Source organism: Microbacterium sp. A94 (genome assembly GCF_051842855.1).
In the GTDB taxonomy this organism is placed as follows: Bacteria; Actinomycetota; Actinomycetes; order Actinomycetales; family Microbacteriaceae; genus Microbacterium.
Window position 1 is genome coordinate 707,324 of the sequence record NZ_JBPXMU010000001.1, and the last position, 24,658, is coordinate 731,981.

Here is a 24,658-nt window from a genome sequence, read left to right on the forward strand (position 1 = left end):
CGAGGCAGGACTATTCCCGCAGCCGTTCCCGTACGGCCTGAATCGCCGCTTCCACGCTCTGAGCGCGAATCGCTGCTCGGTCTCCGGGGAATCGAAAGGCAAAGGAGCTGACGCGACCGCCAACGGCCACTCCGATATGCACGGTGCCCACAGGTTGACCATCGGGCGAATCGGGCCCGGCGATCCCGGTCGTCGACACACCGACATCCGCCGGTCGTCCGTCGACCTGGACGGCTCCACAGACCCCCAGCGCCATCTGCTCCGCGACGGTCGAATGCACTGGTCCGTGTTCCTTCAACAGCTCCGCGTCCACGTTGAGCAGCGATGCCTTCACCGGGGTCGCATAAGCGACCACCGCGCCCAGCAACGTGGCAGATGCCCCGGGAACCGAGACGAGGTCGGCTGTGAGCGCCCCGCCCGTCAAAGATTCGGCTACCCCGAGCGTCCAGCCTCGCTCGGTCAGTGCGCCGATCAGCTCGGAAGCAGCACTCACTGCCGGCTCGCCCGAGCTCCGCGCACCTGTGAGAGTACGTAGTCGATTCCGCTGACCACCGTCAGCACCAGCGTCGCGTACATCAGCACAACACCGATGACGCTCCACCAGTCCATGCCGATCAGTTGATGAAGCGGTAGCAGGCACCAGCTCAACGCCACGCCCTGAACCGCCGTCTTGAGCTTTCCCATCCACGCGGCTGCCACAATGTGACTGCGCGCAACCACGAACCGGTGGAGCGTCACACCCCATTCACGGATGAGGATGATGATGACCACCCACCACGGCCATTCGCCGAGAATCGCCAGACCGACGAAACCAGCTCCGGTCAGCAGCTTGTCCGCGATCGGATCCCAGAGCTTTCCGAAGTCGCTGACGATGTCATATTTGCGCGCGAGATAGCCATCGACCCAGTCCGTGGATATCGCGACGACGAACAGGACGCCAGCGACCCAGCGGAGCGTGAGGTCATCAGAGCCGAACGGTCCACCGATCAGCAGCACCACGAAAAAGACGACGGCGAGCGGGATACGGGCGATCGTGATCGCGTTCGGCAGCTGCCGCGGAATGGCCATCAGTCGCGTCCCGTCAGTCCCCAGGCGTCTTCGTCGCCCCCATCTTCGTCAACGACCGGCAAGCCCTCGAACTGCGCTTCGATGGGATCGAACCCGGGCGCCGCAGCGGGCGGGTTCGCGGGGTGGGCCACGGGCGCGGCCTGAGCTGCCGGCGCAGCAGCAGCCGGCACATCATCACCACGCAACTTGGCCATAACGGCCGGCAGCTGCTCAGGTGTGACCAGGACATCGCGCGCTTTCGATCCCTCGGACGGGCCGACGATCTCGCGTGACTCCAGCAGGTCCATCAGACGACCGGCCTTCGCGAAGCCGACGCGGAGCTTGCGTTGCAGCATCGACGTCGAACCGAACTGCGATGACACGATCAACTCAGCTGCGGCCAGCAGCACCTCGAGGTCGTCTCCAATGTCCTCGTCGACTTCCTTCTTCTTCTTCGGCTCGAGAGCCTCCTGCACATCAACCCGGTACTCGGGTCGGGCCTGAGCGGTCACATGTTTGACGACCGCATCGATCTCGCTCTCTTCGACCCATGCGCCTTGAAGGCGGAACGGCTTGGAAGAGCCCATCGGCGAGAAGAGCGCATCACCCTGACCGATGAGCTTGTCTGCACCTGGGGAATCCAGAATCACTCGGCTGTCCGTGACGCTCGTCACGGCGAAAGCGAGACGCGACGGGACGTTGGCCTTGATCAGACCGGTGACGACATCGACAGACGGACGCTGTGTTGCCAGAACCAAGTGAATTCCTGAGGCTCGCGCCAGCTGAGTGATGCGGACGATCGAGTCCTCGACATCCCGCGGAGCGACCATCATAAGGTCGGCGAGCTCGTCGACGACGACCAGAAGATACGGATAGGGCTTGAGCACCCGCTCGCTGCCGACGGGGAGTTCGACCTCGCCTGCGCGCACGGCCTTGTTGAAGTCGTCGATGTGACGGAAGCCGAACGATGCGAGATCGTCGTAGCGCATGTCCATCTCTTTCACGACCCACTGCAGCGCTTCGGCCGCCTTCTTCGGGTTCGTGATGATGGGCGTGATGAGGTGCGGAACGCCCGCATAGCTGGTGAGTTCCACGCGCTTCGGGTCGATCAGCACCATGCGCACATCTGTCGGACGCGCACGCATGAGCAAGCTCGTGATCATCGAGTTCACGAAGCTGGACTTACCAGAACCGGTCGAACCGGCAACCAGAAGGTGCGGCATCTTCGCGAGGTTCGCCACGACGATCTTGCCGCCGACATCCTTGCCAACGCCGATAGTCATCGGGTGCGTGCTGCTGGTGGCCACCGGTGAACGCAGCACGTCCCCGAGCGCGACCATCTCCTTGTCGACGTTGGGAATCTCGATGCCGATCGCGCTCTTACCCGGAATCGGCGAGAGGATGCGCACATCATTCGAAGCAACCGCGTAGGCGAAGTTGTTGCTCAGCTGCGTGATCTTCTCAACCTTGACGCCGTGACCGACCTCGATCTCATACTGCGTCACCGTCGGCCCACGAGAGAAGCCGGTGACCTTCGCATCCACCTTGAACTGCGTAAGCACGCTGGTGAGCTGTTCAATCACGCGGTCTGTCGCGTCCGAGCGCATGATCGGAGCCGGACCTTCGCCGAGCACCCCCTGCGACGGCAGCACATAGGGAACGCTGGGCGCGTGCAGCCCGCGTTCGCCGGGGCCGTCCGTGCCGAATCCGGAGAGGCCGGGGAGTTCGGGCTGCTCACCGGTGTCACCGTAGTCGTCGAGGAGCGCTGTGCTGCTTTTACCTGCCAGACCGGCTGTCACGCTCTCGACATCCGTGAGGACCTCGGTTGCGGCATCCGCGGGATCAGCGAGGATGACGGCCTGATCGTAGGCGGTGTTATCCACCGGCGGGGTGTCACTCTGCGGCAGCAGTTCAGTGAGATCCTGTGACCCGATGCCCTCGTCGGGATCCTCTTCGCGGCCGGTCTTGTTACGCCGCCACCAGGGCAGCGAATCGTCAGATTCGGCGTCGTCGGATCCATCAGCCTCGGACGCTGCCGGTTTCTGTGCGTTCGGGTCCGGGCGCTCAGCGCCGAACATCCACGCGTAGAGATCGCCCAGGCGCGTGCCGATGCGGTTCGGCGGAGTCTTCGTGATGATGAGGATGCTGAGCGCTGCCAGAACCGAAAGCACGATGTAGGCGACGATGTCGGTCAGGTACGACAGCGGCTCCCCCAGCATCCATCCGAACAGGCCACCGGCCGCGCTGAGCGCTGGCATACCGTCCTGGGGTTCAGGCTTGCCGCCCGCGACATGACAGATTCCAGCGATCGAGATGACGAAAAGACCGAAGCCGATCCCGATGCGGCCGTTGTCGTGCACCGAGGAGGGGTGCCGGAACAGCCAGCCGGCCAGAATCAGCAGCAGCACCGGCAGCAAGAACGCCGTACGCCCGATCAGCAGGCCCACGGAGTACGCGCTGATGTTCTGCGCAATCTCGTTGCCGATGAAGAACCACTCGTTGACCGCGCCGAGGCAGGCGAGCAGCACCAGCAGCAGCGGGAACCCGTCCCGACGCTGATCCTTATCCAGTGACTCCGGGCCGAACGCGCGGAAGAGGCCGCCGACGCCATGAGCGAGCCCGACCCAAGCGCGTACCGCTAGTGCCGGCTTCTCAACCTCGTCGACGTACTTCTTGGGTGCGGCCGCGGCCTTGGCGCGCGCCGGAGGCTTCTCGGACGCGCGCGAGGTCTTCGTGGTACTCCTGGCCATACCGAAAGACTACGTTCCGCTGCCGGAATGCCGCGTAATGACGCGGCATTCCGGCAGAATCGGCTAGGCCGCGATGACGAGGGGAACGATCATCGGACGGCGGCGCAGCTTCTGGTTCACCCAGCGTCCGATCGTGCGGCGAACAACCTGGGAGAGCGCGTGTGTGTCACGCACGCCGTTGCCCGAGGCCTCCTTCAGCGCCGCCACGATCTTGGGAACGACATCATCGAAGACGGTGTCGTCCTCGGCGATACCGCGAGCATGGATCTCCGGCCCCGAGACGATGTTTCCGGTGGCAGCATCCACAACGATGATGATCGAGACGAACCCTTCCTCACCGAGAATCCGCCGGTCCTTGAGATCGGCATCCGTGATCGCTCCCACGGTCGAGCCATCAACGTAGACGAAGCCGATGTCGAGCTGACCGGCGACGTGCGCCTCGCCGTCCTTGAGGTCGATGATCGTGCCGTTGGAGGCAATGATCGTGTTCTCCTCCGGGACGCCGGTCTCCTGGGCGAGCTTGGCGTTCGCGATCAGGTGACGGTATTCGCCGTGCACGGGCAGCACGTTCTTAGGCTTGAGGATGTTGTAGCAGTAGATCAGCTCCCCCGCCGCGGCGTGACCTGACACATGCACCCGGGCGTTCGCCTTGTGCACGACGTTGGCGCCGAGCTTCGTGAGCCCATCGATGACACGGTAAACGGCGTTCTCATTACCGGGGATCAGGCTGGATGCCAGGATGACGGTGTCGCCCTCGCCGACCTCGATCGCGTGCTCACGGTTGGCCATGCGGCTGAGCACAGCCATCGGCTCACCCTGGGAACCGGTCGACATGTAGACGATCTTCTCGTCTGGCAGATCTCGCGCCTTCTTGTAATCGATGAGCACGTTATCGGGGACCTTGAGGTATCCGAGGTCAGCGGCGATGGTCATGTTGCGCACCATGCTCCGCCCCAGTAGTGCAACCCGACGCCCGTTCGCGTGGGCGGCGTCCAGCACCTGCTGAACACGATGCACGTGGCTGGAGAAACTCGCCACGATCACCCGGCGCGGTGCCTTGGCGATCACCTGGTCAAGGACCGGGCCGATGGACTTCTCGGTCGGTGTGAAACCGGGCACGTCAGCGTTCGTGGAATCGACCAGGAACAGATCGACGCCCTCTTCGCCCAAGCGCGAGAACGCACGCAGGTCGGTGATGCGGCCATCCAGCGGCAGCTGGTCCATCTTGAAGTCGCCGGTGGCCAGCACCATTCCCGCTGGTGTGCGGATGGCGACGGCAAGGGCGTCCGGAATCGAGTGGTTGACCGCGATGAACTCCAGGTCGAACGGCCCGACCTTCTCGTGCTGCTCTTCCTTCACCGTGAGGGTGAACGCCTTGATCCGGTGCTCCTTGAGCTTGGCTTCAATCAGCGCGAGTGTCAGACCTGAGCCGATCAGCGGAATATCGTTCTTCAGGCGCAGCAGATACGGAACGGCACCGATGTGGTCTTCGTGCCCGTGAGTGAGGACGATGCCGACGATGTCGTCGAGGCGGTCTTTGATCGGCTCGAAGTCCGGCAGGATCAGGTCGACGCCGGGCTGGTGCTCCTCAGGGAAGAGCACACCGCAGTCCACGATGAGGATCTTGCCGTCGTACTCGAAGGTCGTCATGTTGCGACCGATCTCGCCCAAGCCACCCAGCGGGATGACGCGGAGGGCCCCCTCGGCGAGCGGTTCGGGAGCGGCGATGGGATTGGACATTGATGTCTCCTCAGTCGGACACTCGTCGTGCCCGGTCGTTCTTATGGGCGCGCGACGCGCCCGTCGTCTCAGCGCGTCGTGCCGTGCACCTTCGGCAGGGCACCACCGGCGGCCGCATTGCGGTCGGGGCGGAAGTTCGAGAAATCTGCACCAGCGATATCGGTGACGACAGACAACTCATCTTCGATGAGCGCGGCCTCCCACTCCTCCGGACCAACCAGAGGAAGTCGTACCCGGGGGCTGGAGATACGGCCGAGGCCGTGCAGGATGTATTTCGCCGAGACCGTACCGGGAACATGTGTCATCGTGGCCCGAACGAGCGGCTCGAGGCGCTTGTGCTCTGCCGTGGCGGCAGCAAGGTCGCCGCGGTTCACAGCATCCACGATCGTGCGGTACGGTGCAGCGGTGATATTCGCGGTGACGCCGATGAGTCCGGTTGCGCCGATGGCGAGATGCGGCAGTGCATTCGCATCGTCACCGGAGAAGTACATCAGATCAGTCTGATTCAGCACGCGGCTGACCTCGCTGAAGTCGCCCTTGGCGTCCTTCACGGCAAGAATATTCGGGTGCTTGGCCAGACGCAGAATCGTCTCGTACTTGATCGGCACACCCGTGCGACCCGGGATGTCGTACAGGATCACCGGCAGGTCGGTGGAGTCTGCCACCAGACGGAAATGCGTCAGGATTCCTGCCTGGGTCGGCTTGTTGTAGTACGGCGTGACAATCATGATGCCGTCAGCGCCGGCCTTCTCACTGGCCTTGTAAAGCTCGATCGCGTGCGCTGTCTCGTTGGAGCCACCGCCGGTGATGATCTTCGCGCGGCCCGAGGAGACGGACTTGCCGACTTCGACGAGCTTGAGCTTCTCGGGGTCGGTAAGCGTAGAGGTCTCGCCAGTCGTCCCGGTCACAACGATGCCGTCCGCACCAGCGGTGATGACGTCATCCATGTGCTTTTCGACGGCGGGCCAATCGACTTCACCGTCGGCCGTCATCGGAGTGACGAGCGCGACGAGAACCTGTCCGAAAGGGTTACCCGAGTGCGTCATGGTCCCAGCGTATCGGTGTTGAGTCGCTCGCCGCGACGCGGATGAAGCCGCTACTAGAGTCGACGCATGAGCTGGCGCACCAACGACTCGCGGATCGTTTACGAGAATCCATGGATCTCAGTGCGTGAGGATGCTGTCACCGGCCCCGCCGGCGACGGGATCTACGGCGTGGTCTCGGTACGTCACCCCGCCGTTTTCATCGTTGCCGTTGACGACGAGATGCGCGTGTGCCTGGTGACACTCGAGCGGTACACGACCGGACGATCGATCGAAGTTCCCGCCGGCGGCAGCGATGGAGAAGAGCCCCTGCTGGCCGCGCAACGCGAACTGCTCGAAGAAACCGGAATGCGCGCCGCTACGTGGACGCAGGTCGGGCTGATGAACGCCCTGAACGGCGTAACCGTCGCGCCCGAGTACGTGTTTCTCGCTGAGGAGCTCACCACAGCCGCCGGATCTGCTCAGGCGGAAGAGGGCATCGTCGAGGTCTCTTGGATCCCGTTCGACGAGGTGCTGCGCATGGTCGCTGACGGACGCATCACCGATGGAGAAACGGTCGGCGCACTCGCGTACGCGGGCATTCATCTCGGCCGCTTCCGCTGAGCTGCATCCTCGGCGAAGCCCGTAAGGCGATCACATGCGCCCGCGTCGTCCGGCCTTAGATAGCAGAGCGGAGGGGACGATCCGCGTCGCCGCGACGATCAGTTTGTAGCGCCAGGACGGTACCGACAGCGACTTGCCACGCGCAGCGTCGCGAAGTCCCTCGCGAACGACGGTGCGGGCATCCAGCCACATCCACGCGGCGATCCCCTCCTCACCGGGAGGCAGGCCCATCCGCTCGTGAAAATTCGTGTGCGTGAAGCCGGGGCACAACGCCGTGACGGTGACGCCATCTCGGGCGTATTCGGAGTTCGCCCATTCGCTGAAGCCGACCAGCCACCTCTTGCAGGCGGCGTACGTCGATCGCGGGATGAATGCGGCGACCGATGCAACGTTGATGATCCGGCCACCACGTCCACGCATCGCACCGAGCGCTGCGTGCATCAGCCGCAGCGGCGCTTCGACATGGATTCGAAGATGCCGCACTTCATCGGCTACGTCGTTGTCCGCAAATTTCAGTGGGAGCCCGAACCCCGCGTTGTTGATCAGCAGATCGATCGGATGCTCCGGGTCAACGAGGCGCTTCACCACACGTTCCACCCCGGTCTCATCCACCACGTCGGCGACGAGCACCTCGACAGCGACACCATAGGTCTGGCGCAGTTCGACCGCCAGTTGCTCCAGAGCATCATCCGAGCGCGCCACGAGCACGAGATCAGCTCGGCGCTGAGCGAGTTGTCGAGCGAATTCAGCGCCGAGGCCAGCGCTGGCACCCGTGATGAGGGCGATCGGCATCAGCGCTCATATCCGAGAAAGCGGAAGCGGATTCCGGTGCGAGAGGTCTGCCACTCCCCCTCGTCCACGAGCCGCCAGCCGTCCTTCGACGGCGCATAAGCATCACCGGCCACCTTCAGATCCAGCTCGGTGACCTCCAGCCGATCGGCGTGCCCGATCACCTGAGCGAAGATCTCCGCTCCACCGATGATCCAGACCTTGTCCAGCCCGCGCACGGCTGCGCTCAAGTCTGGAGCACGGCGTGCACCTTCGGCTGTCCAGTCCTGCTGGCGGGTGATGACAATGTTGTCGCGTTGCGGCAGGGGGCGGAACCGCTCCGGAAGCGAATCCCAGGTCTTGCGCCCCATCACCACGGGTGCGGACAGCGTGATTTCCTTGAAGTGCGCGAGATCCTCTGGCACATGCCACGGCATGCCGCCTTCGGCGCCGATGACACCATCGGCCGCCTCAGCCCAGATCAGGCCGACCCAGGTCATACCGCTACTGCCGCACGGATCGGTGGGTGGTGCTGGTAGCCCTCGACGACGAAGTCGGAGAAGTCGTAATCCAGAATCGACTCCGGCTTTCGCGCGAACGTCAGCGTCGGGTAGTCGTAGGCGTCGCGGGAGAGCTGCTCGCGCACCTGCTCGAGGTGATTGTCGTAGATGTGACAGTCGCCACCGGTCCACACGAAGTCGCCGGGTTCGAGCCCCACCTGCTGGGCGACCATCAACGTCAGCAGCGCGTAGCTGGCGATGTTGAACGGCACGCCGAGGAACATGTCGGCGCTGCGCTGGTAGAGCTGGCACGACAGCTTGCCGTCGGCGACGTAGAACTGGAACAGGGCGTGGCAGGGCGCGAGCGCCATGTCTGGGATATCGGCCGGGTTCCATGCCGAAACGATCAGGCGTCGCGAATCCGGAGTCGCCCGAATCTGGTCGATCACCTGCGAGAGCTGATCGATGTGCTCCCCGTCGGGCGTCGGCCAGGAGCGCCACTGGACGCCGTAGACCGGGCCGAGGTCACCGTCTGCATCGGCCCATTCGTCCCAGATGCTGACGCCATGCTCCTGTAGCCAGGTGACATTCGAATCCCCGCGCAGGAACCACAGCAGCTCATAGGCGATCGATTTGAAATGCACCCGCTTGGTGGTGATCAGCGGGAAGCCCTTAGCCAGATCAAAACGGATCTGGCGTCCGAACACGCTGGTGGTGCCGGTTCCGGTGCGGTCATCCTTGTGAGTGCCGTGCTCAAGTACGTCACGGAGCAGATCTTCATACGGCGTCGGGACAGCTGCGCTCATGTCTGTCAGGATACCCGGTACGTGATGGAGCTGTTCCCCGGAGTGGGGTTCGTCGATAGGCTGACCGAACACCCGGTCCCGACTTCTGGAGGAAATTATGCCTATCACCAGCGAAGCAACGACGATCTGGAACGGTTCTCTTGCCGAGGGCTCCGGCACTGTCCAGTTCTCCTCGTCGAATATCGGCACCTTCCCGATCAACTGGAAGGCCCGCAGCGAAGGCTCCGACAGTACGACGACTCCCGAAGAGCTCATCGCAGCTGCGCACGCATCCTGCTTCAGCATGGCGCTCTCGCACGCGCTGAGCGAGAACGGCACGCCGCCGGAGAACGTGAACACGAGCGCGTCGGTGACCTTCAAGCCCGGCGTCGGTATCAGCGGCAGCCACCTCAACGTCAACGCAACCGTTCCCGGACTCACCCAGGAGCAGTTCCAGGAGATCGCCGAAGGCGCGAAAACCGGATGCCCGGTGTCTCAGGCGCTGGCCGGCATCGAGATCACGCTCGAGGCAACACTCGCCTGAGTATCCACTCCGAGCGGAGGGCTAAGCCTTCCGCTTGGAGACCTGGATGGCGTGGCGAATACTCGCACGCGCGTCTTTACGCCGCCCTGCGGCATCCTGCACCACGCCCAGTCGATACCGTGCACGCCATTCGTCCGGAGCAGCATCCGCCTCCGCGATATAGCGCCGGATCATTGGTTCGGCATCGGCCTTGGCGATACGGCCACTGGGCGTCAGGTCGGTCTCGGCTACCGGCATCCCGCCCTCGCCGTCGAGTTTCGTGCCGAGTTTTTCAGCCTGAACGCCGAACTGGATCTCTCGCACCAGCGCCCAGATCCCGATCATCGGCAGCACCAGCAGCGCGATACCCATCGCGATGCCGACGGGCTGACCACTCGTGATGAAGAGGATGGCCTTCTGTCCCATCAGCACGAAGTACAGGATCAGGGCGGCGCCGATCAGCGCAACACCGATGCGAGTCATCACGAGCGGGCTCGGATTCCGATGTCAATCATGTTCTCCAAACCGATCACGACACCGCGCGCCTCCGCAGCGAACGGCACAGCCAGACGGATGCCCGGGCCGTAGGCCTCGGCGGGTTCCACCGTGTCGTGAGTGATGGTCAGCGTCTCTCCCGGTCCGGACAGAATCGCATCCTGACGGGCGATCACCCCGGCGCGGCGGAGCGAATGCACGGGAACGCCGGCGACCTGCTGGCCACGAGCGCGCTGGTCGGCGTGGGGCGCGTTGACGGGGCCGACCTCGGATCGCGCGGCGGCAATGAGCTCAGCGGTTCGCACCGCGGTGCCGCTGGGCGAGTCGATCTTCGTATCGCGATGCGCCTCGACGATCTCCGCGGAGGAGAAGAACGGTGCCGCTGCGGCGGCGAGGGCCGAGCCGAGTACGGAGCCGAGTGAGAAGTTCGGAATGAACACCGCACCCGTTCCTGCGGATTGCACCAGCGGACGAACCAGCGCGATTCGATCCGCTGACCAACCAGATGTCGCGACGAGAACATTGATCCCGTACTCGACTGCTGCACGGACGACTTCGATGCTCACCTGAGGGGTGGATGCGTCGACGATGAGATCAGCATCGCTGAGCTCCGAAAGATCACTCGAAGAGGACAGCACGCGCGTCACTTCGAATCCCGGAAGATCATCAATCACGCTTTTGATTATCGTTCCGAGCTTGCCGGTACCGCCGACGAGAGCCACCTGCTTGGTCATGTACCCAGTCTATTTGGCTCCGCTGCCCCTGACGCGTTCACGCCGGCATCGGGTCGGGCAGCCCGGTCCACAACTCGACCGGCAGGTGGCTGAGCTCATTATGGTTGACGAGCGACCAGGGCCGGCCCTGCTTCTGCGCAATCACGGTCAACCCGCAGTGAGCCTGGTTCAACGTCATCCATCGCCACTCCGGTGCACCGAGCACTTCGCGTACAAACCAGGCGATGACGAAGTTGTGCGTGATCAGAACTTCGTGAACATCGCCCTGTTTGCGCACGAGGAATTCGCTGACCGCGTCGGCCATCTGAGCGCCTCCCGCCTCGATCTCAGCTTCTGTGATCGAGCCGAAGAAGGGTTCATAAGCGGATGGCGTCTCGTCTGACATCCCCGTGGGAACGCAGTCGAAGAGCAATGCCGATGGCTCAGGTGTCACCGCGGGAAGCCGCTCGGCGATCGCTCGGGCAGTTTCGGTCGCTCGGAGCAGTGGCGAATGCCATACCCGGTTCAGCGGAAGACCGGACAGCCTGTCGGCGATCAATTCCGCCTGTCGCCGCCCCCGAGGAGAAAGGGGGCCGTCGTCGACGCCGTGCTCAGCGTCTTGATGTTCGCCATGTCTGACCAGATAGATGTAATGCGTCACAACCCACTCGCTTCGTTACCCACTGTCACAGGGGGCGCGTCCAGCCTACCCGTCCGGAAACGTCTCGGGGCGCGCTGTGCTCAATTACCGGCGCGGGTGAGCTCTGCGATCTGCGTGCGGGTCAACGAGATGCCCGCTCCCTGCATCAGCTCTTCGACGTGTTGCATCGCGAAGGTATTGACGATGGGCGCGGCGATCGTACGCTGCGCGAGCAGCCAGGCGATCGAGACGGCGGCAACCGGTGCCTGAAGATCTGTTGCGATCTGGTCCAGCGCGCGCAGGATCCGGATGCCGCGGCGATTCAACCGCTCGCGCAACTGTTCACCGCGAACGCCCTGAGACATCAGCGCCTTGCTGCGGTGGCGGCCCGACAGGAACCCGTGCTCCAGCGCGTGCGATGGCGTGACTGCCAAGTTCTGCGCCCCGGCCACGAGGCGCAGATCGCCCTCGAATGCATCGCGGCGAATCAGGTTGTACGGCTCATCAAGGACCTCGATGCGGGGATACCCGGCCGACGCGAGAATTCGCGCTTCTACGAGCCGTTCCGGTGCGAACCGGAATGCGCCGAGGACGTTGATCTTCCCTGCGCCACGCAACCACTCCGCGGTCGCGAGGGTGTCCTCGAGGTTCGTGCTCTGATCAAGTGTGGCATCCAGGTAGAGGATGTCGATGCGCTCGACCCCGAGACGAGTGAGAGAGCCTTCGACGGCGCGCACGAGGTTGGTCGCCCCGAGCCCGGGATTGTCGGCATGAGAGCCGACGCGAACGCCCAGCACGACGTCACGCAGTTGTCTGCGCGAGCGCAGCCACTGCCCGATGATGTGCTCGCTTCGGCCGCCGGAGAACCCGTCGGCGGTGTGCACGGCATTGCCACCGAACTCCACGTAGCGATCGAGGATCGCATGGCTGGTCTCGAGGTCGACATTCCAGCCGAACTCGGCCGCGCCCAGGATCAACGGAAAGACTTCGATCCCGGTGTCACCGATCGGAACACGCAGCGTCTCACCGACACCGGGGCCGACGACGGGAATCGGAGCGGAAGGATGCTCGTACGACATACTGGACGCGCTCGTCTGGTGCGCAGTGTCCCCTGTTCCGAACAACCGCATCCTTCAACCACCTCCGCACGCGTGATCTCTGTCGTTACTTGCTTGACATGCGGCACCCCCCGGTGCGTACTTCGAGGGTAAGCGCAAATGCCTCCCTCACCTGCCATTACAGGCAGGCGGAAGCCAAGTTTTCACAACGTTCTGATAACGACGGGCACGAGAAAGGCCCGGATTCGACTCACATGGAGAAGAATCCGGGCCGAATCTCAGACCTTACGCCTCAGCGGACTCCGCATCGGGCGCAGCATCGGCGGCGGGAGCGTCGTCGAGGACGGGCTCCAGCGACAGCTTGCCGCGGTCATCGATCTTCGTGATCTTGACGAGGATCTTCTGGCCTACGTTGAGCACGTCATCAACGTTCTCAACACGCTTGCCACCGGCGAGCTTGCGCACCTCGGTGACATGCAGCAGACCATCCTTGCCGGGCAGCAACGAGATGAAGGCACCGAACGAGGCGATCTTCACAACAGTTCCGAGGAACTGCTCGCCGACCTCGGGGTTGGTCGGGTTCGCGATCGCGTTGACCTGAGCGCGCGCGGCCTCAGCCGAGGGTCCGTCAACAGCACCGATGTAAACGGTGCCGTCTTCCTCGATGGAGATCTGAGCGCCGGTCTCGTCCTGGATCGCGTTGATCGTCTTGCCCTTCGGGCCGATCAGCTCACCGATCTTGTCAGCGGGGATCTGAACGCTGATGACGCGAGGCGCGGTCGGCGCCATCTCGTCAGGCGTGTCGATCGCAGCATTCAAGACGCCGAGAATCGTCAGACGTGCGTCACGGGCTTGCGTCAGCGCGCCGGTGAGAACATCCGACGGGAGGCCGTCAAGCTTCGTGTCGAGCTGGATAGCAGTGATGAACTCGCTGGTGCCTGCGACCTTGAAGTCCATGTCGCCGAGCGCGTCTTCTGCACCGAGGATGTCGGTCAGGGCCGCGTAGCGCGTCTGGCCGTCAACCTCATCGGAGACGAGACCCATGGCGATGCCGGCGACGGCTGCGCGCAGCGGCACACCCGCGTTCAGCAGCGACAGAGTCGAAGCGCAAACCGATCCCATCGACGTCGAGCCGTTGGAGCTGAGAGCCTCAGACACCTGACGGATCGCGTACGGGAACTCCTCGCGGCTGGGCAGCACCGGCATGAGCGCACGCTCGGCCAGGAAGCCGTGCCCGATCTCACGACGCTTCGGCGAACCGACACGACCGGTCTCACCGGTCGAGTAGGGCGGGAAGTTGTAGTGGTGCATGTAGCGCTTGGAAGTGGTCGGAGACAGCGAGTCGATCTGCTGCTCCATCTTGAGCATGTTCAGCGTGGTGACACCCATGATCTGGGTCTCGCCGCGCTGGAAGATCGCGGAGCCGTGCACGCGCGGGATGACCTGCACCTCAGCGTCCAGCGGACGGATGTCAGCAAGGCCACGACCATCCATACGGACACCCTCGGTGAGGACGCGGTCGCGAACGATCTTCTTGGTCAGCGACTTGTACGCACCGGAGACCTCACCGGCTGCAGACGCAGGAAGGGTTCCTGCTTCAACAGCAGCAGCAACCTCGGCCTTGACGCGATCCTTGACCTCGTCATCGGCGGTCTGGCGCTCGATCTTGTCGGCGATCTGGTAGACCTTCTCGAGGTCAGCTGTCGCAGATGCGGAGATGAAGTCGTAGGTGCCCTGCTCATAGGCCGGGAAGACGGGGTAGACGCCCGGAGCCTTCGAGGAGTGCGAAGCCATCTCGGCCTGCGCCTCGACAAGCTGCTTGAGGAAAGGCTTTGCGGCCTCGAGCCCTGCGGCGACGACCTCTTCGTTCGGCTTTACTGCGCCGCCCTTGATGAGGTTCCAGCTGTTTTCGGTTGCCTCAGCCTCGACCATCATGATCGCGACGTCTTCGGAGCCATCAGACTTCTTGACGACACGACCGGCGACCATCAGGTCGAACACAGCCTCAGCGACCTGAGCCTCGTTCGGGAACGCGACCCACTGGTCGGCGTGCTCGCCCTGGCCCGGGATGAGCGCGAGACGCACACCGGCGATGGGACCCGAGAACGGCAGACCCGAGATCTGGGTCGACGCGGATGCCGCGTTGATCGCGAGAGCGTCGTAGTACTCGCCCGGCGCAATCGAAAGCACGGTGATGACGACCTGGACCTCGTTGCGCAGACCATCGACGAACGACGGACGCAGCGGACGGTCGATCAGTCGGCAGACCAGAATCGCCTCGGTCGAGGGGCGACCCTCACGACGGAAGAACGAGCCGGGAATCTTGCCAGCTGCGTAGGAACGCTCTTCGACGTCCACGGTCAGCGGGAAGAAGTCAAAGCCTTCGCGCGGGTGCTTTCCAGCGCTGGTCGCCGAGAGAATCATGGTCTCTTCGTCGAGGTAAGCCGCAACCGAACCCTGCGCCTGCTGAGCAAGACGACCAGTTTCGAAGCGGATGGTGCGGGTGCCGAAGCGACCGTTGTCAAGAACGGCCTCGGCGGCAGTGATTTCAGGACCTTCCAAGAGGTCTCTCCTTCTTTGTTTAAACTCGTCCATCCGTGTGACGGCCGAGGATATGCGTAAGCGTGCGTGAAAACGCACGCGAACTGCGCACAGCAGTCCGCCTTTACTCTATCAGCGCACCCGCTCAGCGTAGTGCGACGCCGCGCATGCTCGACGAGCGGCCGATGTAGACGTAGTCGTCATGCTTGGCGACTCGCCCGTCGCCGGCGGCACGGCCACGCAAGCGCCGCCAGGCCCACGGCAGCGCGTACCTGCGCCACCACGCGGTGCGAGAGACAGGGCGGCCAGCATCATGCAGTGCCTCATCCAGCGCACCGAGCGTCTCGGCGTGCGGCACTCCGAGCATCTCACCCGCGCAGTAGGCGAGGTAGCGGTGGCCGCGACTGCTCAGATGTACCAGATCCTCACCCCAGTTCGGTGGCGAAGCCAGCACGGGGTGCAGATCAGTATCCAGCAGAATCGCGCCGGTGCGCTCGGCGATGCCGACGAGCCTGTTGGAGAAATCGGCGAAGCGTGCCACGAGCAGCCGCGCCGCCGCTCGCCCCGGGAGGAACGGCGTGACCAGAATGACGTCGGCGCCATCGGCACGCAGTGTCCGCACCGCAGTCTCCACCTGCGCTGCGAGTGCAGCAACATCGACGCGCGCCCTCACCAGGTCGTTGGCCCCGACCAGGATGGAGACCAGGTCCGGACGGAGTTGTCTGGCTCTGGCCAGTTGCGGTCCGCTCACGTCGCGCACCCGGCGCGAACGTACGGCCAGGTTCGCATAGTGGAGTCCACCGGGCGCCGCCAGCAGCAGTGCGAGCCGGTCAGCCCACCCGCGCAGTGTGCCGTCTGGCGCGGGGTCGCACAGTCCTTCAGTCAGCGAATCGCCCAATGCGACGTAGCGTCGCCAGTGGCCTCCGGCGACGGGCTGCGGCGTTTCCGGGCGTCGCAACCGCGGCGCCCGGAGCATCCGATCCGCCGAATTCAGCTCTTGTGCCTCCGCGAAATGTGTCAGCAGGCGGTCGCACACTGCCTCCCAACTGCGGTGCTCCACAGCCGCACGCCCGGCAGCCCCGAAAGCACGGCGCTTACGCCGATCTCCCACCAGATCTACTACCCGCATGCGCAGGTCCTGCAGGTCGCCTGGCCGGTACAACCAGCCGTCGATCCCCATCCGGACGAGATCCACTGGCCCGCCGCGCCCCGTCGCGACCACAGGGACCCCGCTGGCGTGCGCCTCTTGCAGTGTCTGGCCGAAGGTCTCGCTCTCGCCGGGGTGCACGAAGATATCGAATGATGCCATCTCCTGCGCGAGCGCGTCTCCGGTGAGATGTCCGAGGAACGCTGCACCGGGCATCAGCGACTCGAGTCGCTGCCGGGCCGGGCCCTCACCGACGATCACGAGACGCACCCCGTCCAGCTGCGCGAGCACACGCAGATCCTCCACCTGCTTCTCTGCCGCAAGCCGCCCGACGTAGCCCACGACGACCTCTCCCCCGTCGCCGCGTTCGACGCGCCGCGAGGGATGGAAGCGTTCAGCATCCACACCACGCCCCCAGTGTCGGATGCGGTCGATCCCGAGTGCAGCGAGCTGCTGTTCAGCGCCCGCTGATGGGGCAAGGGTGAGGGTGGCCCTGCGATGCAGACGGACGAGGTGGTTCTTGGCGAACTCAGTCGTTGCTGCCATTCCATAGCGGGTGGTGTACGCGGCGACGTCGGTCTGATAGGCGGCTACAGAGGCGACACCGCTGCGGGATGCGGCCAGCGCGCCGCGCCACCCGAGTGCGAATGGTGAGGCCAGGTGCACGACGTCCGGACGGAATCGGTTCAGTGACGAAGCGATGCGCTGGGCGCCGACTGTTCCCACGCGGACGTCGCGGTAGCCGGGCAGCGCGACGCTGGTCACCGGCTCAATCACAGCACCGTGCAACTGCTGGGGGATGCCCGCGGCATCCGGAGCGATCACATGGGCGACATGCCCTCTGCGTTCGAGGTGGCGCAGGATCTGCAGCACAGACCCTGTCACACCGTTCATGTGCGGCAGGAATGATTCGGTCACAATCGCGACTCTCACGATGTCAGGATGCCGTGCACGGATACCGGGATTGCGCCGGAACCGGCCCAGGCATCGAGTGTTCACTCTGTGCACGGTCTTTCTTCACCCGCTGTCTCCGATTCGGTTTCCGTTCGATCCCGGCGGTCGCGGTTCACGTGTGTTTTCGGGCACACGCGCAGATAGGAGTTCTTTCCTGCTGGGGCACCGTCGGAGTAGGCTGACCTCATGAGCACCGAAGAAGGCGCAGCCTCCTCGTCTGAGGACATGAAGCGCAAGTTCAAGGAAGCGCTCGAGAAGAAGAACGCACATCACCGCAATGGTGAGTCGCATCTGGATGGCGAATCCGCCGTCCACGCGGCAAACGCCCCGCAGACGCGGCGCGAGTTCCGACGCAAGAGCGGTTGACCGTCAGAGGGCCACCCCGATCGGGGTGGCCCTCTTCATCTTTTATTTGTTCGAGGTCCGCCCCTCGGCTTTGCGTGCGCGCGGTATCACTCCCCCGCGAGTCCACCGAGCAGGTGGCCGAACGAACGTCCTTCCCCGAGGTAGTTCGCCGGGTCGAACGGATCTGTGGAGTGCGCAGCGTCCTTACGAGCAATGGCTTCGGCGAGCTCTTTCGCGCCCTTGGCCACGCGCTTGGCCAGCGGCGCTACCTCGTCTCCGGCACCGCCCCAGTCGCTGGATGCCGCGAACACGCCCGTCGACACGGCCTCCGCGTGCAAGTAGGCGAACAACGGACGAATCGCGTAGTCGATCGCCAGCGAATGCCGTGCGGTTCCTGCGTTCGCACCGATCAGCACCGGCTTGTCGGTGAGCGCATCCGGGTCCAGAACATCGATGAACGACTTGAACAGACCGCTGTAGCTCGTCGAGAAGATGGGCGTGACGGCGATCAGGGCATCCGCTGAATACACGGTGTTGATGGCTGATTCCAGCGCCGGCGGCGCGAAACCCGTGAGCATGTTGTTCGTGATGTCGTGCGCGTGGTCGCGAAGCTCGATCACGTCAACGGTGGCCTGCACATCCAATTCGGCGAGGTGCCGCACCGTTTCTGCCGCGAGCCGATCGGCCAGCATTCGGGTGGATGACGGATTTGAGAGGCCCGCCGAGATGACGGCGATACGACGAGTACTCATGCTCACGCTTCCTTCCTGCCGATGCCGAATGCGGCGCCTGCCGGCGCCGGTGTGTCCTGATACGGGGAGCCTGCTGTCAGATTGTCGCCGCGGTTCACACCTGGACGCGCCTCGCGGGTGGGTCCGTCCCCGTACACGGCGCGAACACGTGCGGCATGGGTGGGCGCATCCGGAACTTCTGCCGGGCGGTTCTTCGCCAGCTCGCGGCGCAGCACCGGCACGACCTCGCCACCGAGGATGTCGAGCTGTTCGAGGACGACCTTCAACGGCAGACCGGCATGGTCCATCAGGAAGAGCTGACGCTGATAGTCGCCGTAGAAGTCGCGCATCCCGGCATACCGGTCGATGACCTGCTGCGGCGAACCGACCGTCAACGGCGTCATCTCGGTGAAGTCCTCCATACTCGGACCGTGACCGTAGACCGGTGCGTTGTCGAAGTACGGGCGGAACTCGTTCACGGCATCCTGCGACTTCGCGCGCATGAACGCTTGGCCGCCCAAGCCGACGATCGCCTGCTCCGGTGTGCCGTGTCCGTAGTGGGCGTAGCGCTGGCGGTACAGCTCAATCAGACGCTGGTAGTGCTCCTTGGGCCAGAAGATGTTGTTCGCGAAAAAGCCGTCGCCATAGTAGGCGGCCTGCTCCGCGATCTCTGGGGTGCGGATCGATCCGTGCCACACGAAGGGTGCGACGCCGTCGAGGGGGCGCGGCGTGGAGGTGAAGCCCTGCAGCGGCGTGCGGAACTTGCCTTCCCAATCGACGACGTCCTCATGCCAGAGCTTGTGAAGCAGAGCGTAGTTCTCGATCGCGAGCGGCAGGCCCTGGCGGATATCCTTGCCGAACCACGGGTAGACGGGCCCGGTGTTACCGCGGCCAAGCATGATGTCGGTGCGTCCGTCGGAGATGTGCTGAAGCATCGCGAAGTCTTCGGCGATCTTCACCGGGTCGTTCGTAGTGATCAACGTCGTAGAGGTCGACAGGATCAGACGCTCGGTCTGCGCGGCGATCGCGGCGAGCGTGGTCGAGGGAGAGGACGACCAGAACGGCGGGTTGTGGTGCTCGCCGACAGCGAAGACGTCCAGCCCCACTTCTTCGGCGTGCTTCGCGATCGTGATCGCGTCTTTGATCTTCTGGCCTTCGCTCGGAGTCTCCCCGGTGACGGGGTTCTGTGTGACATCGCTGACCGTGAAGAGGCCGAACTGCATGCCCGAGTTGTCGGTGGACTCGCTCATCTTTTGCTCCGTAGTTCGTGGGGTGGATGCTGTAGCAATCCGTATCCATTCAGTTGAATATATATGAGTAAACGTCCTCCGGGCAACTTTATTCCCGACCGGTAGCCTCTTTGGATGAGCAGTACCGCGCACACGCCCACCGGTCCGGAAACCGGGTCAACCGGTCGACCCCGCAGGCGCGTGCCGTTCTGGGATAACGCCCGCTACGCGTGCATCGTCCTGGTCGTGCTCGGGCACGCAATCCAGCGTCTCACCTATGACTCCGACATCGCCATGGCGCTGTACCTGTCGTTCTACGCCTTTCACATGCCCGCATTTGCGATCATCGCCGGCTACTTCTCGAAATCCGCCCCACCCACCAGAAAGCAGATGGCGCGGGTGATCACTGACATCCTGTTGCCCTATGTGATCTTCGAACTGCTGTGGACACTGACCAAATGGCTGGTGGAGGGAGAGGCGACTGCGAACCTCACCCAACCATCCTGGACTCTGTGGTTCCTGCTGGCACTCGGCATCTTCCGACTCGTCCTGCCCTACCTGGCTCTGCTGCGCTGGCCGCTGACCTGGAGTCTGCTGATCTCACTCGGCGCCGGATACCTGCCCAATGTCGACAGTACTTTCTCACTGTCGCGCACCCTCGGATTTCTGCCGTTCTTCGTGCTCGGCTGGTGGCTGCGTGAACACGACATCGTCGACCGACTGCGCTTGATCGACTTCCGCCCCTGGTGGTTGCGAGTGCTCGCGCTGCTCATCTTCGCCGTGGACGCCTTCGTCGCCTGGAACTGGGTGGAAGTCTGGTCGAGCATCGACCTTGACCGATGGTTCTTCTACGTCGATTCCTACGCCGAACTGGGCGCGCACGCTTGGTGGTCCGGGGCGATTCGACTGGCGCTGATCCTGATCGGGCTGCTGCTCACCGCCGCGTTCTTCGTGCTGATCCCGCGTCGCGCCACCTGGTGGACGCAGTTCGGGCAGTACACGATGTACGTGTACCTGCTGCACTCATTCGTGCTCTACCCGTTCCGTGAGTCCGGCATCCTGCGTGATGCCGAGCCGACCTGGATCTGGTTGCCGATGGTGATCGTGCTCTCTGTCGGAATCGCACTTGTTCTGGCGACGAAGCCGGTGCGCCAGCTGTTCCGGCCACTGATCGAACCGCGTGCGCGTTGGCTCTTCTCCGATCAGCGACTCGGCAGTGATACCTCACGCCGCGAGGATCCCACCGGCTCTCGCCGCCCGCGCGAGGATTGACAGGCTGGCGGTGCGGTCGATTCAGGCGATCTTGATACGACGTGTACCGAGCACGAGGTACCAGACAAGCACCGCGAGCAGCAGCAGTTCGGCCGCTATGTAGATGTAGTGCAGCACGGAGTCTCCCGGGTCGCCGCCAGCGATGATGATGTCGCTACGCGCGGCCAGCGCGGGACGAATCGCGAAGGACTCGACAGCCATGATCACCCACATTGCCCCGACCAGTATCCAGCCGCCGCGGGTCTCGCGCGGCCGGGCTTGAGAGATCAGAGTCAGCACGATGAGGATGATCCACCCGGCGATCGACAGCGAGATGAACACGAGTCGGCCGATACCGAGGCCCAGTGGCGTCGTGATGCCCGGGGCCAAGAACTTCAGCGGAGTCTCCATGAAGCTCAGTCCGACGATCAGTCCGATCCAGACGGCGGGCAACAGCAGACGGAGCGAAATCCACAGACGAGGCATGACCTAAATGTTACCGGCGGTAATGCTGGGCAATATTCATCGCGGACGGAGCGATCGGCGTTTAGCCTCAGGCCATGGCTGATCTGAATCTTCCCGTCCTCGACCTCTCCCAGCTCGACAACGGTATCGAGGCCGCGGCGCGCTTCCGAGATGACCTGCGCGCGGCCACCCACGACGTGGGCTTCTTCTACCTCACCGGCACGGGTGTGACTGCGGATCTGTCCCGCCGATTGCACCGGGCAGCCCTGGACTTCTTCGCTCTGCCTGAGGAGGAGAAGCTGTCGATCGAGAACGTCAAGAGCCCGCACTTCCGTGGCTACACGCGCGTGGGCGGGGAACGGACGCAGGGGAAAGTCGACTGGCGAGAGCAGATCGACATCGGCCCCGAGCGTGAGACGGTCACCGACGGCCCGGCGTTCAACCGCCTACTCGGACCGAATCTCTGGCCGGCAGCGCAGCCGGAGCTGCGCGAGGTCGTGACCGAATGGCACGCGCAGCTGTCGGGCGTTGCCCGCAAACTGCTTCGGGCCTGGGCGCTTGCTCTCGGCGCCGACGAGTCGTACTTCGAGTCGAACTTCGGCGACCCGTCAACACTCATCAAGATCGTGCGCTATCCCGGAACCAATGAGCCCGCGCCCCAGCAGGGCGTGGGAGCACACAAGGATTCCGGCGTACTGACGCTGCTGTGGGTCGAGCCGGGCGTGGGCGGTCTGCAGGTCGAGCGCGACGGCAAGTGGGTGGACGCTCCACCGGTCGACGGGGCTTTCGTGGTGAACATCGGCGAGTTGCTCGAGTACGCCACCGGCGGTTATCTGAAGGCCACCAATCACCGGGTGATCTCACCGAAAGCTCCGAATGAGCGCATCTCGGTGCCGTTCTTCTTCAATCCAGCATTGGATGCCCGTCTCTCACTGATCGACTTGCCTGCCGAGCTCGCGGCCGAAGCTCGCGGAGTCACGGCAGATCCGACGAACCCGATCCACAGTCTCTACGGCGAGAACGCGTTGAAGTCACGTCTGCGCGCGCACCCGGACGTCGCTGCCATCCACCATCCGGATCTGGTGGGGGCATCTCAGCTGCGGTGACCTGCGAACTCGACGATCTCCTGCAGCGCCTGCAGGTGCGCGGCGAAGGCACGCTCACCCTTCATCGTCGAACGCACCCAGGTGCGAGGACGGCTCCCGACGTCACCTCGTCGCGTCGCGACATAGCCAGCGATGTGCAGATGCGAGATCGACTTACTCAACGCCGAGTCACCCACTTGGAGGATCTCGGCGATGGTGCCGAAGTCGAGCTCATTCCCATCGATCAGCGCAGCCATAAGCGAGAAGCGGATCGGGCTGGCGAAGTTGTCATCCAACCGAAGGCGCGGATGCTTCTCAGCCATCACGGCCGTCCATGAAGGCGCTGGCCACGAAGACCAGCAAAATGACCACAGCGGCGAGCGGCGCGAATGTGCTCGCCGACGCTGCAAGGCCGAGCAGCTGCACGCTGATTGTCGCGGTGACCGCAACCCCGCCAAGGATGAAGGCTAGCCACTGCGGCCAGGCCCACACTGCCCCCAAGACCGGCAGCCGTTCGCTGATGCGCCCAGCAACCCACCACGCGAGGTAGGCGAACATCAGCACCGGCGCGAGAGTCAATATCAGCAGCTCGCTTCCAACCCCCAGTACCCAGATGCTCCCAGCCATGATTACGCCGATGGTGACAGTCGCCCACCGCTCCGGAGTGGTCAGGTGTCTGTGCCGCGGTTGCTCGCCGACGGGACGGAAAGCGCGAATATCGCGCACGGCAGGCACACCGACGACCGCAAGCGCGATGAGTCCAGGCAGGAAATAGATCACCAGCGGTATCTCACCACCAACGAGCGCCGCCACGAGCCTGCCAAGCAGGAAAATGATCATCAGCGCACCGATCCCGATGCCCGCCACCCATGTGCGCGCCCGTGAGCGGTTAATACCGCCGAGCTCTTCACGTCGCTCGTTGCCTAGCTGAGTCCAGAGCAAGAAAAGTGCGAGCACGATGAGGAACGCCGAGTTCGCCGAAGTCATCCCGATGGCAAACCCTGCGATCGTCACATAAACGGATATGGTGATCGCCTCTGCGAGGGCAAGCCACGCAGCCCCGCGACGATCGACATGCTCCTCTCGCCGAGATTGCACGGCGCTGAGCTCATCCAAATATGCCTGCGCGATATCCGCCGTGGGCGGTGCCAGCGGGTCATGCCCGTCCACCGGTCGCTGTTCCATCGTCACCCTCACCAGGCTTTCCACCTGGAAAGCTCGTGGTACTTTCCTACGGGAAACCATGCGCCAAGTCAATGCCGCGCACGACGCGCGTCTGCGCCGTAGCCTGACACCATGCCATTGCCGTTCTTCACCGTCGGACATTCCAACCGCTCGATCGAGGAGTTCATCGAGGTGTTGCAGTCGGCTGAGATCGGTCTGGTCATCGATGTGCGACGTCTTCCTGGCTCGAGGCGCAATCCTCAGTTCGACGAGGACTCGTTGCGGGAATCGCTGGGCGCCGCCAGCATCCGCTTCGAGCGCATCGCGGAACTCGGCGGCTGTCGCCCGGCTTCGAACAACGTACCGTTCGAGGTGAATGCTTTCTGGCAGAACCGCAGCTTCCACAACTATGCCGACTACGCGCTCTCGGATGAGTTTCAGACCGGGTTCGTGCAGTTGCTCGAACGCGGATGCGAACATCGCACGACAGTGATGTGCTCCGAGGCGGTGTGGTGGCGCTGTCACCGTCGGATCATCGCGGACCACCTGATCGCCCACGACAAGCAGGTGTTTCATCTGATGAACCAGGGCCAGCAGCACCCGACTGAGCTCACCACGGGCGCGGTCCTCAGAGAGACCACCGTCACCTACCCGGCCACCTGAGTTCGAGAAACGCGTTTCTGCATGAGAAACGTTGTGGGAACCCAAGTTTCATGCGGCAAGACGTTTCTCGTGGCCCGAGGATGAACGACGAAGGCCGCCCCACACCTGGGGCGGCCTTCGGAAGAAGTGCGATTGAACGCTGGTGCGTTATCGGCGCAGTCCAAGCTTCTCGATCAGCGCACGGTAACGTGCGATTTCGGTGTCCTGGAGATAGCCGAGCAGACGACGGCGCTGACCCACCATAAGGAACAGGCCACGACGCGAGTGGTGGTCGTGCTTGTGGTCCTTGAGGTGTTCGGTGAGGTCCTTGATGCGTTGCGTCAGCATTGCAACCTGCACCTCGGGGGATCCGGTGTCACCGGGGTGCGTCGCGTACTCTTCCATGATCGCCTTCTTAGCGTCAGATTCGAGTGCCATA

26 protein-coding genes are annotated in these 24,658 nt (G+C 63.7%); 6 read left to right on the top strand and 20 right to left on the bottom strand.

What is annotated here, in order from left to right; genetic code table 11:
• Nucleotides 1-10 precede the first annotated feature (10 nt).
• From ACSU1L_RS03605 to dapA, 5 genes are all read right to left on the bottom strand, one after another.
• Entirely contained in the window at nucleotides 11-493 is a 483-nt protein-coding gene (locus ACSU1L_RS03605; protein ID WP_438254806.1) for a CinA family protein, read from the bottom strand.
• Nucleotides 490-1,068, bottom strand: coding sequence for a CDP-diacylglycerol--glycerol-3-phosphate 3-phosphatidyltransferase (gene pgsA / locus ACSU1L_RS03610; RefSeq protein ID WP_439254746.1), 579 nt, complete (start codon nucleotides 1,066-1,068; stop codon nucleotides 490-492). Before pgsA ends, ACSU1L_RS03605 begins: the two co-directional genes overlap by 4 nt.
• Nucleotides 1,068-3,797 (bottom strand): DNA translocase FtsK, encoded by a 2,730-nt coding sequence (locus ACSU1L_RS03615; protein ID WP_439254747.1) that lies wholly within the window; start codon nucleotides 3,795-3,797, stop codon nucleotides 1,068-1,070. Before ACSU1L_RS03615 ends, pgsA begins: the two co-directional genes overlap by 1 nt.
• Nucleotides 3,798-3,860: 63 nt before the next feature.
• Nucleotides 3,861-5,537, bottom strand: coding sequence for a ribonuclease J (locus ACSU1L_RS03620; RefSeq protein WP_438254810.1), 1,677 nt, complete (start codon nucleotides 5,535-5,537; stop codon nucleotides 3,861-3,863).
• Nucleotides 5,538-5,605: 68 nt separating this feature from the next.
• Nucleotides 5,606-6,583 carry a 4-hydroxy-tetrahydrodipicolinate synthase gene (dapA, locus tag ACSU1L_RS03625; protein WP_438254811.1) on the bottom strand — a complete coding sequence of 326 codons (978 nt, stop codon included), beginning with the start codon at nucleotides 6,581-6,583 and terminating at the stop codon, nucleotides 5,606-5,608.
• Nucleotides 6,584-6,649: 66 nt separating this feature from the next.
• Here dapA and ACSU1L_RS03630 point away from each other — a divergent pair, with 66 nt between their 5' ends.
• Nucleotides 6,650-7,183 carry an NUDIX domain-containing protein gene (locus tag ACSU1L_RS03630; RefSeq protein ID WP_439254748.1) on the top strand — a complete coding sequence of 178 codons (534 nt, stop codon included), beginning with the start codon at nucleotides 6,650-6,652 and terminating at the stop codon, nucleotides 7,181-7,183.
• A 30-nt stretch (nucleotides 7,184-7,213) separates the two neighbouring features.
• On the opposite strand, the gene ACSU1L_RS03635 is transcribed toward ACSU1L_RS03630, so the two are convergent.
• From ACSU1L_RS03635 to ACSU1L_RS03645, 3 genes are read right to left on the bottom strand one after another with little or no spacing between them, the layout of a single operon-like run.
• Nucleotides 7,214-7,975: an SDR family NAD(P)-dependent oxidoreductase gene (locus ACSU1L_RS03635; RefSeq protein ID WP_438254813.1), complete on the bottom strand. Its 762-nt coding sequence runs from the start codon at nucleotides 7,973-7,975 to the stop codon at nucleotides 7,214-7,216.
• The gene (locus ACSU1L_RS03640; protein ID WP_439254749.1) at nucleotides 7,975-8,451 is read right to left on the bottom strand and encodes a dihydrofolate reductase; all 477 of its coding nucleotides are present in this window, start codon (nucleotides 8,449-8,451) and stop codon (nucleotides 7,975-7,977) included. Before ACSU1L_RS03640 ends, ACSU1L_RS03635 begins: the two co-directional genes overlap by 1 nt.
• Entirely contained in the window at nucleotides 8,448-9,257 is an 810-nt protein-coding gene (locus ACSU1L_RS03645) for a thymidylate synthase (RefSeq protein ID WP_439254750.1), read from the bottom strand. The genes ACSU1L_RS03640 and ACSU1L_RS03645 overlap by 4 nt, the downstream gene beginning before the upstream one ends.
• Before the next feature lie 97 nt (nucleotides 9,258-9,354).
• Between ACSU1L_RS03645 and ACSU1L_RS03650 the strand changes: the two genes are divergently transcribed.
• On the top strand, nucleotides 9,355-9,780 hold the full coding sequence (locus ACSU1L_RS03650) for an OsmC family peroxiredoxin (protein WP_438254818.1): 426 nt from the start codon (nucleotides 9,355-9,357) through the stop codon (nucleotides 9,778-9,780).
• Nucleotides 9,781-9,801: 21 nt separating this feature from the next.
• Here the strand turns inward: ACSU1L_RS03650 and ACSU1L_RS03655 are convergent, their stop codons facing one another.
• The 6 genes from ACSU1L_RS03655 to ACSU1L_RS03680 all read right to left on the bottom strand — a co-directional run bounded on the left by ACSU1L_RS03655 (nucleotide 9,802) and on the right by ACSU1L_RS03680 (nucleotide 17,271).
• Nucleotides 9,802-10,242, bottom strand: a complete 441-nt coding sequence (locus ACSU1L_RS03655) for a hypothetical protein (protein WP_438254820.1) — start codon at nucleotides 10,240-10,242, stop codon at nucleotides 9,802-9,804.
• Complete coding sequence (dapB, locus tag ACSU1L_RS03660; RefSeq protein ID WP_439254751.1) at nucleotides 10,242-10,988, bottom strand: 4-hydroxy-tetrahydrodipicolinate reductase; 747 nt, start codon at nucleotides 10,986-10,988, stop codon at nucleotides 10,242-10,244. Before dapB ends, ACSU1L_RS03655 begins: the two co-directional genes overlap by 1 nt.
• Nucleotides 10,989-11,025: 37 nt before the next feature.
• Nucleotides 11,026-11,628, bottom strand: coding sequence for a histidine phosphatase family protein (locus ACSU1L_RS03665; protein WP_438254824.1), 603 nt, complete (start codon nucleotides 11,626-11,628; stop codon nucleotides 11,026-11,028).
• A gap of 80 nt (nucleotides 11,629-11,708) precedes the next feature.
• Complete coding sequence (locus tag ACSU1L_RS03670) at nucleotides 11,709-12,737, bottom strand: aldo/keto reductase (protein WP_439254752.1); 1,029 nt, start codon at nucleotides 12,735-12,737, stop codon at nucleotides 11,709-11,711.
• 213 nt (nucleotides 12,738-12,950) lie between these two features.
• Entirely contained in the window at nucleotides 12,951-15,227 is a 2,277-nt protein-coding gene (locus tag ACSU1L_RS03675; protein WP_438254827.1) for a polyribonucleotide nucleotidyltransferase, read from the bottom strand.
• A gap of 124 nt (nucleotides 15,228-15,351) precedes the next feature.
• The gene (locus tag ACSU1L_RS03680) at nucleotides 15,352-17,271 is read right to left on the bottom strand and encodes a GDSL-type esterase/lipase family protein (protein ID WP_439254753.1); all 1,920 of its coding nucleotides are present in this window, start codon (nucleotides 17,269-17,271) and stop codon (nucleotides 15,352-15,354) included.
• Nucleotides 17,272-17,493: 222 nt separating this feature from the next.
• Here ACSU1L_RS03680 and ACSU1L_RS03685 point away from each other — a divergent pair, with 222 nt between their 5' ends.
• The gene (locus ACSU1L_RS03685) at nucleotides 17,494-17,673 is read left to right on the top strand and encodes a DUF5302 domain-containing protein (protein WP_438254830.1); all 180 of its coding nucleotides are present in this window, start codon (nucleotides 17,494-17,496) and stop codon (nucleotides 17,671-17,673) included.
• Nucleotides 17,674-17,759: 86 nt separating this feature from the next.
• Here the strand turns inward: ACSU1L_RS03685 and ACSU1L_RS03690 are convergent, their stop codons facing one another.
• Together ACSU1L_RS03690 and ACSU1L_RS03695 are read right to left on the bottom strand one after the other, a co-directional pair.
• The gene (locus ACSU1L_RS03690; protein ID WP_438254831.1) at nucleotides 17,760-18,404 is read right to left on the bottom strand and encodes an FMN reductase; all 645 of its coding nucleotides are present in this window, start codon (nucleotides 18,402-18,404) and stop codon (nucleotides 17,760-17,762) included.
• A 2-nt stretch (nucleotides 18,405-18,406) separates the two neighbouring features.
• A complete protein-coding gene (locus tag ACSU1L_RS03695) occupies nucleotides 18,407-19,606 on the bottom strand; it encodes an LLM class flavin-dependent oxidoreductase (RefSeq protein WP_439255040.1) in 1,200 nt (399 codons plus the stop codon).
• A gap of 141 nt (nucleotides 19,607-19,747) precedes the next feature.
• On the opposite strand from ACSU1L_RS03695, the gene ACSU1L_RS03700 reads away from it, so the two are divergent.
• Nucleotides 19,748-20,884, top strand: coding sequence for an acyltransferase family protein (locus ACSU1L_RS03700; protein WP_438254832.1), 1,137 nt, complete (start codon nucleotides 19,748-19,750; stop codon nucleotides 20,882-20,884).
• A 21-nt stretch (nucleotides 20,885-20,905) separates the two neighbouring features.
• Here the strand turns inward: ACSU1L_RS03700 and ACSU1L_RS03705 are convergent, their stop codons facing one another.
• Nucleotides 20,906-21,349, bottom strand: a complete 444-nt coding sequence (locus ACSU1L_RS03705; RefSeq protein ID WP_439254754.1) for a hypothetical protein — start codon at nucleotides 21,347-21,349, stop codon at nucleotides 20,906-20,908.
• Nucleotides 21,350-21,423: 74 nt separating this feature from the next.
• Here ACSU1L_RS03705 and ACSU1L_RS03710 point away from each other — a divergent pair, with 74 nt between their 5' ends.
• Nucleotides 21,424-22,434 carry an isopenicillin N synthase family dioxygenase gene (locus tag ACSU1L_RS03710; protein ID WP_439254755.1) on the top strand — a complete coding sequence of 337 codons (1,011 nt, stop codon included), beginning with the start codon at nucleotides 21,424-21,426 and terminating at the stop codon, nucleotides 22,432-22,434.
• On the opposite strand, the gene ACSU1L_RS03715 is transcribed toward ACSU1L_RS03710, so the two are convergent.
• Nucleotides 22,422-22,736, bottom strand: a complete 315-nt coding sequence (locus tag ACSU1L_RS03715; protein WP_438254835.1) for a transcriptional regulator — start codon at nucleotides 22,734-22,736, stop codon at nucleotides 22,422-22,424. The genes ACSU1L_RS03710 and ACSU1L_RS03715 overlap by 13 nt on opposite strands.
• Nucleotides 22,729-23,604, bottom strand: a complete 876-nt coding sequence (locus ACSU1L_RS03720; RefSeq protein ID WP_439254756.1) for a hypothetical protein — start codon at nucleotides 23,602-23,604, stop codon at nucleotides 22,729-22,731. Before ACSU1L_RS03720 ends, ACSU1L_RS03715 begins: the two co-directional genes overlap by 8 nt.
• A 105-nt stretch (nucleotides 23,605-23,709) precedes the next feature.
• On the opposite strand from ACSU1L_RS03720, the gene ACSU1L_RS03725 reads away from it, so the two are divergent.
• Nucleotides 23,710-24,240, top strand: a complete 531-nt coding sequence (locus ACSU1L_RS03725; protein ID WP_439254757.1) for a DUF488 domain-containing protein — start codon at nucleotides 23,710-23,712, stop codon at nucleotides 24,238-24,240.
• A 147-nt stretch (nucleotides 24,241-24,387) separates the two neighbouring features.
• Here ACSU1L_RS03725 and rpsO read toward each other — a convergent pair whose 3' ends face one another.
• Nucleotides 24,388-24,657: a 30S ribosomal protein S15 gene (gene rpsO / locus ACSU1L_RS03730; RefSeq protein ID WP_439254758.1), complete on the bottom strand. Its 270-nt coding sequence runs from the start codon at nucleotides 24,655-24,657 to the stop codon at nucleotides 24,388-24,390.
• Nucleotide 24,658 lies beyond the last annotated feature (1 nt).